Here is an 8,949-nt window from a genome sequence, read left to right as displayed (position 1 = left end):
GCACGCCCGGCGTTCGAGGACCGGGTCCGGGGCGGAGTCCCGCTATCCGGCCGCGGACTTCTTCGCCGGCTTGGCCGCCGGCTTCGGGGCCGGAGCCCCCTCGGCCGGGGTCGGTTCCGGCGCCGGCGCCGGGGCATCCGCCCGGCCCTCGGCGGCCTTGGCCTTAGGCGGAGCCGCCTTCGCCGTCGCCGCCTGCGCGGCATGCAGCTTCGCCACGCCGAACTGCAGCGAGGACTCGTACGTGTTGTCCGGGTCCAGCCGGCGCAGCTCCTCCGCGAGGAGCTCGGCCGTCTCCCGGCGCTTGAGCGCCACCGCGCGGTCGGGCTGCCCCGGCATGCACAGGGTGGCCAGCGACCCGTCCGCACGGTCCAGGACGATGTCGCCGTCCTTGGTCTCCAGGCGTACGGACGTCAGGCCCGGGCCCGACGACAGCGTGCGCCGGACGGGGACCTGGAGCCGGTCCGCCAGCCACATGGCCAGCAGCTCGCAGCTCGGGTTCTCGTCCTCGCCCTCGACCGTCGCCGAGACCACCGAGAGGTTCTGCTGGTCCAGCGCGGCCGCCAGCATGGAGCGCCACGGCGTGATCCGGGTCCAGGACAGGTCCGTGTCCCCGGGCGCGTAGGCCGCCGCGCGGGTCGCGAGCGTTCCGGTCGGGTCCTCGCAGGAGTACGTGTCCGTGATCCGGCGCTGGGCCAGCGCTCCCAGCGGGTCGCCCGCAAGGTCCGCCGGGGCGCCGTCCGGCCACCACACCACCACGGGGGCGTCCGGCAGCAGCAGCGGGAGCACGACGGACTGGGCGTGGTCGACCAGCTCGCCGTGCAGGCGCAGTACCACCGTCTCACCGCTGCCGGAGTCCGCCCCGACGCGCACTTCCGCGTCGAGACGGGCGTCGCGGCGGCTGCGCGGCGAGCGGCTGACCCGCTTGATGACGACGACGATCCGCGAGGGGTGCTCGTGGGACGCGTCGTTGGCCGACTTGAGCGCGTCGTACGCGTTCTCCTCGTCGGTCACGATCACCAGCGTGAGGACCATGCCGATGGCCGGCGTGCCGATGTCCCGGCGCGCCTGCACCATCGCCGCGTTGATCTTGCTGGAGTTGGTCTCCGTGAGGTCGATCTTCATGGCCGGCGCCAGCTCCGTCCGTCTCGTGCGAGCATCTCGTCCGCCTCGACCGGTCCCCAGGTACCCGACGGGTACTGGGCGGGCTTGCCGTGCTTGTCCCAGTACTCCTCGATCGGGTCGAGGATGTTCCAGGACAGCTCGACCTCCTGGTGGCGCGGGAAGAGGTTCGCGTCGCCCAGGAGCACGTCGAGGATGAGCCGCTCGTACGCCTCGGGGCTCGACTCCGTGAAGGACTCGCCGTAGGCGAAGTCCATCGTGACGTCCCGGACCTCCATGGAGGTGCCGGGGACCTTGGAGCCGAAGCGCACCGTCACGCCCTCGTCCGGCTGGACCCGGATGACCAGGGCGTTCTGCCCCAGCTCCTCGGTCGCGCCCGACTCGAACGGCAGGTACGGGGCCCGCTTGAAGACGACCGCGATCTCGGTCACCCGGCGGCCGAGCCGCTTGCCGGTCCGCAGGTAGAACGGCACTCCCGCCCAGCGGCGGTTGTTGATCTCCAGGCGGACGGCCGCGTAGGTGTCGGTCTTCGACTTGGGGTCGATGCCGTCCTCTTCGAGGTACCCGACGACCTTCTCGCCGCCCTGCCAGGCCGCCGAGTACTGGCCGCGCACGGTGTACTTGCCCAGGTCCTCGGGCAGCTCCACCGCGGTCAGCACCTTGAGCTTCTCGGCCACCAGCGCCTTGGGGTGGAAGGAGCCGGGCTCCTCCATCGCCGTGAGCGCCAGCAGCTGGAGCAGGTGGTTCTGGATGACGTCGCGGGCCGCGCCGATGCCGTCGTAGTACCCGGCCCGGCCGCCGATGCCGATGTCCTCGGCCATGGTGATCTGCACGTGGTCGACGTACGACCGGTTCCAGATCGGCTCGAACATCGTGTTGGCGAAGCGGAGCGCCAGGATGTTCTGGACGGTCTCCTTGCCGAGGTAGTGGTCGATCCGGAAGACCTCGTCCCGCGGGAAGACCTCGTGGACGACCTTGTTGAGCTCCTCGGCGCTCTTCAGGTCGTGGCCGAAGGGCTTCTCGATGACGGCGCGCCGCCAGGAGCCCTCCTTCTGGGCCAGGCCGTGGTCCTTGAGCTGCTGGACCACCTTGGGGAAGAACTTGGGCGGGACCGACAGGTAGAAGGCGAAGTTGCCGCCCGTGCCCTGCGCCTTGTCCAGCTCCTCAATGGTGGCCTTGAGGGTCTCGAAGGCCGCGTCGTCGTCGAAGTCTCCCTGGACGAACCGGCAGCCCTGGACGAGCTGCTGCCAGACCTCCTCGCGGAACGGGGTGCGCGAGTGCTGCTTGACGGCCTCGTACACCTCCGTCGCGAAGTCCTCGTGCTCCCACTCCCGGCGGGCGAAGCCGATCAGCGAGAAGCCCGGTGGAAGCAGGCCGCGGTTCGCCAGGTCGTAGACGGCGGGCATCAGCTTCTTGCGCGACAGGTCACCCGTAACGCCGAAAATGACCAGGCCGGACGGCCCCGCGATGCGCGGGAGCCGCCGGTCCTGTGCGTCACGAAGCGGGTTCGCTCCGTTCACAGTCAAAGTGTTCAGGCCTCCGTGGGGGCGAGGCGCTGGAGCTCCGCCTCGGTCGACTTCAGCAGGTCGTTCCAGGACGCCTCGAACTTCTCGACGCCCTCGTCTTCCAGCAGCTGCACCACATCGTCGTACGAGATGCCCAGCTTCGCGACCGCGTCGAGCTCGGCGCGGGCCTGCTCGTAGGTGCCGCGCACGGTGTCACCCGTGATCTGCCCGTGGTCGGCGGTGGCCTCCAGAGTGGCCTCCGGCATGGTGTTCACCGTGTTGGGCGCGACCAGGTCGTCCACGTACAGGGTGTCCTTGTACGCCGGGTCCTTGACGCCCGTCGAGGCCCACAGCGCGCGCTGCTTGTTGGCTCCGACGCGCTCCAGGGCGGTCCAGCGGTCCGAGGAGAAGACCTCCTCGTACGCCTCGTAGGCCAGACGGGCGTTGGCGAGCGCCGCCTTGCCCTTGAGGGCCTTGGCCTCGTCGGTGCCGACGGCGTCCAGGCGCTTGTCGATCTCGCTGTCCACACGGGACACGAAGAAGGAGGCGACCGAGTGGATCAGGGACAGGTCCAGGCCCGCGGCCTTGGCCTTCTCCAGACCCGCCAGGTACGCGTCCATGACCTCGCGGTAGCGCGCCAGCGAGAAGATCAGCGTGACGTTGACGCTGATGCCCCGGCCGATGACCTCGGTGATCGCCGGCAGGCCGGCCCTGGTCGCCGGGATCTTGATCAGCGTGTTCGGGCGGTCCACCAGCCAGGCCAGCTGCTTGGCCTCGGCGACGGTCGCCGCGGTGTCGTGCGCCAGGCGCGGGTCGACCTCGATCGACACGCGGCCGTCCTGGCCGTCGGTGCGGTCGTGGACCGGGCGCAGGATGTCGGCGGCGTCGCGGACGTCCGCCGTGGTGATCATGCGGATGGCCTCCTCGACGGTCACCCTGCGGGTCGCCAGGTCGGCCAGCTGCTGGTCGTAGCCGTCACCGCTGCTGATGGCCTTCTGGAAGATCGAGGGGTTGGTGGTGACACCGACCACGTGCGACTGGTCGATCAGCTCGGCCAGGTTGCCGGACGTGATGCGCTTGCGGGACAGGTCGTCCAGCCAGATCGCCACACCCTCGTCGGAGAGGCGCTTGAGTGCGTCTGTCATGAGAATTCCATCTCCTACTTGGTCTCGAACCGAGTCAGCGCGCGGCGGCGAGGGACTCGTGGGCGGCGGCGGCCACGCGCTCGGGGGTGAAGCCGAACTCGCGGAACAGCACCTTCGCGTCGGCGGAGGCGCCGAAGTGCTCCAGCGAGACGATGCGGCCCGCGTCACCGACGTAGCGGTGCCAGGTCAGGCCGATACCGGCCTCGACCGCGACGCGTGCCCGGACGGAGGGCGGCAGGACGCTGTCCTTGTAGTCCTGGTCCTGCTCCTCGAACCACTCGACGGACGGCATCGAGACGACGCGGGTGGGGATGCCCTGGGCCTGGAGCTGCTCGCGGGCCTCCACGGCCAGGTGCACCTCGGAACCGGTGCCGATGAGGACGACCTGCGGCTCGCCGCCGTCGGCCTCGAACAGCACGTACCCGCCCTTGGCGGCGTCCTCGTTGCGCTCGTAGGTCGGCACGCCCTGGCGGGTCAGCGCCAGACCGTGCGGGGCGCCCTTGCCGTACACCTTGGTGTGGCGGCGCAGGATCTCGCGCCAGGCGACGGCGGTCTCGTTCGCGTCGGCCGGGCGGACCACGTTGAGGCCCGGGATGGCGCGCAGCGAGGCGAGGTGCTCGACCGGCTGGTGCGTCGGGCCGTCCTCGCCGAGGCCGATGGAGTCGTGCGTCCACACGTAGGTGACCGGCACGTGCATCAGCGCGGAGAGGCGGACGGCGTTGCGCATGTAGTCGGAGAACACCAGGAAGGTGCCGCCGTAGACGCGGGTGTGGCCGTGCAGGGCGATGCCGTTCATGGCCGCGGCCATGGCGTGCTCGCGGATGCCGAAGTGGATGGTGCGGCCGTACGGGTCGGCCTCCGGCAGCGGGTTGCCCACCGGCAGGAACGAGGAGTCCTTGTCGATGGTGGTGTTGTTGGAGCCGGCCAGGTCGGCCGAGCCGCCCCACAGCTCCGGGATGACCGCGCCGAGGGCGCCGAGCACCTTGCCCGAGGCGGCGCGGGTGGCGACGGCGTTGCCGGCCTCGAAGAGGGGGAGCTCGTCCTCCCAGCCCGCGGGCAGCTCGTTGGCCTGGATCCGGTCGAACTCGGCGGCGCGCTCCGGGTTGGCGGTGCGCCACGCGGAGAAGTCCTTCTCCCAGGCGGCCTTGGCCTCGCGGCCACGGTCCAGTGCCTTGCGGGTGTGCGCGAGGACCTCGTCGGAGACCTCGAAGGCCTGCTCCGGGTCGAAGCCGAGGACGCGCTTGGTGGCCGCGACCTCGTCGTCGCCGAGCGCGGAGCCGTGCGCGGCCTCGGTGCCCTGGGCGTCCGGGGCGGGCCAGGCGATGATCGAGCGGGCCGCGATGAACGACGGGCGGCCGGTCTCGGCCTTGGCGGCCTGGAGCGCGGCGAACAGCGCCTCGGGGTCGAGGTCGCCGTTCTCCTTCTGCTCCACGCGCTGGACGTGCCAGCCGTACGCGGCGTAGCGCTCCAGGGTGTCCTCGGAGACGGCCGTCTCCGTGTCGCCCTCGATGGAGATGTGGTTGTCGTCCCACAGCAGCACCAGGTTGCCGAGCTTCTGGTGGCCGGCCAGGGCCGACGCCTCGTGGGAGATGCCCTCCTGGAGGCAGCCGTCGCCCGCGATCGCGTAGATCATGTGGTCGAAGGGGGAGGTGCCCGCGGCGGCCTCGGGGTCGAACAGGCCGCGCTCGTAGCGGGAGGCCATGGCCATGCCCACCGCGTTCGCGATGCCCTGGCCGAGCGGCCCGGTGGTGGTCTCGACGCCGGCGGTGTGGCCGTACTCCGGGTGGCCGGGGGTCTTGGAGCCCCAGGTGCGGAAGGCCTTGAGGTCGTCCAGCTCCAGCCCGAACCCGCCGAGGTACAGCTGGGTGTAGAGGGTGAGCGACGAGTGCCCGGCGGAGAGGACGAAGCGGTCGCGGCCGACCCACTCGGGGTCCGCCGGGTCGTGCCGCATCACCTTCTGGAAGAGGGTGTACGCGGCGGGGGCCAGGCTCATCGCCGTACCGGGGTGGCCGTTCCCGACCTTCTGGACCGCGTCAGCGGCCAGGATGCGGGCGGTGTCGACGGCCCGCTGGTCCAGTTCGGTCCACGCGAGCTCTGTGGTGGTCGGCTTGGTGCTCACCGTGGGTCAGGGCTCCTCTCCACATGTCTGTTCCCGGTGACGAACGGTGCACCGGCGCGATTCCGAGCCTACCCCCGTCACGGCGTGCAACTATTCGAGTGTCCGCACTCCGTCACCTCGTCGGCAGCCCCTGTTCACCTGCTCATAGGTGCCCGGCGCGGCCCGCCGGGTGCCGCTCGGACGTCCTTCGGGCGCCCGCCGGGCCGCTCCGATCGGCCCAACACGAGCCGACCCCGGCGCGGGGCGACGCAGGGGCAACGTCTAGAGTGGCGTGGTACGCGCAAGCCCTTACCGGCCCTTCATGTCTTGAACGGTCCGAACCGGGGCTTGCTGGATTCTCTCTCAGGGGTGCGTGTGACGGCCGTCGAATCCCGTCCAGCGGGGGTGCTCGGGACGAGCCCCGTCCACCGGCCGCTCGGGGCCCGGGTCATGGCTTTCGTGGCATTGACCAAGCCGCGGATCATCGAACTTCTGCTGATCACCACAGTGCCGGTGATGTTCCTCGCCGAGCAGGGCGTGCCCTCCCTGTGGCTGGTCCTCGCGACCTGCTTCGGCGGCTACCTGTCGGCGGGCGGCGCCAACGCCCTGAACATGTACATCGACCGCGACATCGACGCCCTGATGGACCGGACCTCGCAGCGCCCGCTCGTGACCGGCATGGTCAGCCCCCGGGAGTGCCTGGTCTTCGGCATCACCCTCGGCGTGCTCTCCACCCTGTTCTTCGGCCTGCTGATCAACTGGCTGTCGGCCGCCCTCGCGCTCGGCGCCCTCCTCTTCTATGTCGTGGTCTACACGATGCTGCTGAAGCGGCGTACGGCGCAGAACATCGTCTGGGGCGGCATCGCGGGCTGCATGCCGGTGCTCATCGGCTGGTCGGCCGTCAAGAACGAGGTCTCCTGGGCCGCCGTCATCCTCTTCCTCGTCATCTTCTTCTGGACGCCGCCGCACTACTGGCCGCTGTCGATGAAGGTCAAGGACGACTACGCGCGGGTCGGCGTGCCGATGCTGCCGGTCGTGGCGGGCAACCAGGTCGTGGCGCGCCAGATCGTCCTCTACAGCTGGGTGATGGTGGCGGTCTCGCTGCTGCTGACGCCGCTGGGGTACACCGGCTGGTTCTACACCGCGGTCGCGCTGGTGGCCGGCGGCTGGTGGCTGTGGGAGGCGCACGCGCTGCACGCGCGGGCCAAGGCCGGGGTGACGGGCCCGAAGCTCAAGGAGATGCGCCTGTTCCACTGGTCGATCACGTACGTGTCGCTGCTCTTCGTGGCGGTGGCCGTGGATCCCTTCCTCCGCTGATTACTCACCGGTAGCATGCTGTCCATGGCAGACACCGCAGACACCGCAGGCGCGGCGGACACCGCAGGCAGCGCGGACAAGAAGCAGGACCGTACGGCCGCGAAGCTGGCCAAGCAGATCGGCGCGTTCGCCCGGGAGCACGGCGGCGCCGAGGGCCACCTCGCCCACATCGGCCAGGCCGGCACCCGTATCGTGCTCGTCGGCGCGGACGGGGGCTGGGGCGACCTGGTGGCCCCGACCCACGACACGGCCCGGCTGGCCGCGGAGAAGGCCGGACTGGCCCTCCAGGAGGAGTTCGACGGCGAGCTCGCCGCGCGGGTGCGGACGGGCCCGTACGAATGGACCCGGATGGCCGGCATCCAGCTCGGCGGCCCGGCGAACCCTACGGCCTGAGCGCTTCCCGACCCCTTCCGGCCGCTTCCTGACCGTCTTCTTGCCGCGGCCCGGGGCCCGCTCGGCCCGGCCTGCTCCGTACGGGTGGGCCACTCGGTCAACAGCGCGAGCAACACCTCGCGCCCCACTCACCCGTTAGGACGTGTGGAAGCCCCTTCCTCACGTCCGCAACGGGATGCCCGGATGATCGAAACGCCGCCCCTGGTGGACCAGCACTGCCACGGAGTACTGCGCACGGAGTTGGGCCTGGGCACCTTCGAGGCCCAGCTGCTCCCCTCGGCCGGTCCGCCCGCCCCCGGCACCACGTCCTTCGACACCCAGGCCGGGATCGCGGTGCGCCGCTGGTGCGCGCCGCTGCTCGGCCTGGAGCCGCACGCCGCACCCGTCCGCTACCTGGCCCGGCGGCGCGAGCTGGGCGCCGCCGAGTCGGCGCGGCTGCTGCTGAGGGGGTCCGGGGTGGCCTCGTACCTGGTCGACACCGGGGAGGCCGGGGACCTGACCGGGCCCAAGGAGCTGGCGCTCGCCGGCGACGCCGAGGCCTTCGAGGTGGTCCGGCTGGAGCTGCTCGCCGAGCAGGCCGCCGACACCTCCGGCACCGTGGGAGCCTTCCTCGTCAACCTCGCCGCAGCCGTGCACCACGCGGGCACCGGGGCTGTGGCCTTCTCCTGCCGGGCCGACGCCGCCGCCCTGGCCCGCGGACCCGAGGCGCCCGCCCCCGGCGAGGTGCGCGCGGCGGCCGGGCGGTGGCTGGCCGGGCGGCCCCGGGGCGGGGCGGTACAGGATCCCGTGCTCCTGCGGCACCTGATGTGGAGCGCGGTGGCCTCGGGGCTGCCGCTCCAGCTGCGGCTCCGCGCCGACGGAGCCGGGGGCGCGGCGGATCCGGCGCCGCTGACCGGCTTCGTACGGGCCACGGCGGGGCTCGGCACCCGGCTGGTGCTGCTCGGCGGGTACCCGTACCACCGGCACACGGCCGTCCTGGCGGCGCGCTTCCCGCACGTCTACGCCGACGCCGGCGCGGCCCTCGGGCGGACGGGGGCCGGGGCCGGGGCCGTACTGGCCGAGCTGCTGGAACTGGCGCCGTTCGGGAAGCTGCTGTTCTCCAGCGGCGGGGGGCGGCTGCCGGAACTGCACGCGGTCGGCGCCCTGGTGTTCCGGGAGGCGCTGGGCCGGGTGCTGGGCCGCTGGGCCGGCGACGGGTCGTGGTCCTGGCGGGACGCCGAGCGGGTGGCCGCCCTGATCGCGGCGGGCAACGCCCGCCGCGTCTACCGGTTGGACGAGCGCGGCTAGTGCCGTGGCCGGAAAGGTTCACCGGGTCGCGGCGCCCTGCACGGCACCTCGCGGCGTTGGCGGACCACGGCGGTACGTCCAGTAC

Annotated in this window: 7 protein-coding genes; 3 read left to right on the top strand and 4 right to left on the bottom strand. The window is 71.7% G+C overall.

The window, feature by feature from the left end:
• Positions 1–42: 42 nt before the first annotated feature.
• From opcA to tkt, 4 genes are read right to left on the bottom strand one after another with little or no spacing between them, the layout of a single operon-like run.
• Positions 43–1,122: a glucose-6-phosphate dehydrogenase assembly protein OpcA gene (gene opcA, locus ACFWUQ_RS30295; protein WP_384544403.1), complete on the bottom strand. Its 1,080-nt coding sequence runs from the start codon at positions 1,120–1,122 to the stop codon at positions 43–45.
• A complete protein-coding gene (zwf, locus tag ACFWUQ_RS30290; RefSeq protein ID WP_384544401.1) occupies positions 1,119–2,645 on the bottom strand; it encodes a glucose-6-phosphate dehydrogenase in 1,527 nt (508 codons plus the stop codon). Before zwf ends, opcA begins: the two co-directional genes overlap by 4 nt.
• Before the next feature lie 5 nt (positions 2,646–2,650).
• Entirely contained in the window at positions 2,651–3,769 is a 1,119-nt protein-coding gene (gene tal, locus ACFWUQ_RS30285; protein WP_384544399.1) for a transaldolase, read from the bottom strand.
• A gap of 34 nt (positions 3,770–3,803) precedes the next feature.
• Entirely contained in the window at positions 3,804–5,888 is a 2,085-nt protein-coding gene (tkt, locus tag ACFWUQ_RS30280) for a transketolase (protein ID WP_384544397.1), read from the bottom strand.
• Between the two features lie 354 nt (positions 5,889–6,242).
• Here tkt and ACFWUQ_RS30275 point away from each other — a divergent pair, with 354 nt between their 5' ends.
• The 3 genes from ACFWUQ_RS30275 to ACFWUQ_RS30265 all read left to right on the top strand — a co-directional run bounded on the left by ACFWUQ_RS30275 (position 6,243) and on the right by ACFWUQ_RS30265 (position 8,864).
• The gene (locus ACFWUQ_RS30275) at positions 6,243–7,184 is read left to right on the top strand and encodes a heme o synthase (RefSeq protein WP_384544395.1); all 942 of its coding nucleotides are present in this window, start codon (positions 6,243–6,245) and stop codon (positions 7,182–7,184) included.
• Positions 7,185–7,208: 24 nt separating this feature from the next.
• Positions 7,209–7,577, top strand: coding sequence for a hypothetical protein (locus ACFWUQ_RS30270; RefSeq protein WP_384544393.1), 369 nt, complete (start codon positions 7,209–7,211; stop codon positions 7,575–7,577).
• A 183-nt stretch (positions 7,578–7,760) separates the two neighbouring features.
• On the top strand, positions 7,761–8,864 hold the full coding sequence (locus ACFWUQ_RS30265) for an amidohydrolase (RefSeq protein WP_384544391.1): 1,104 nt from the start codon (positions 7,761–7,763) through the stop codon (positions 8,862–8,864).
• Positions 8,865–8,949 lie beyond the last annotated feature (85 nt).

Origin of the sequence: Streptomyces sp. NPDC058662, assembly GCF_042716255.1 — a bacterium.
Classification (GTDB): Bacteria; Actinomycetota; Actinomycetes; order Streptomycetales; family Streptomycetaceae; genus Streptomyces.
This window is presented reverse-complemented; position numbering and strand designations above follow the sequence as displayed.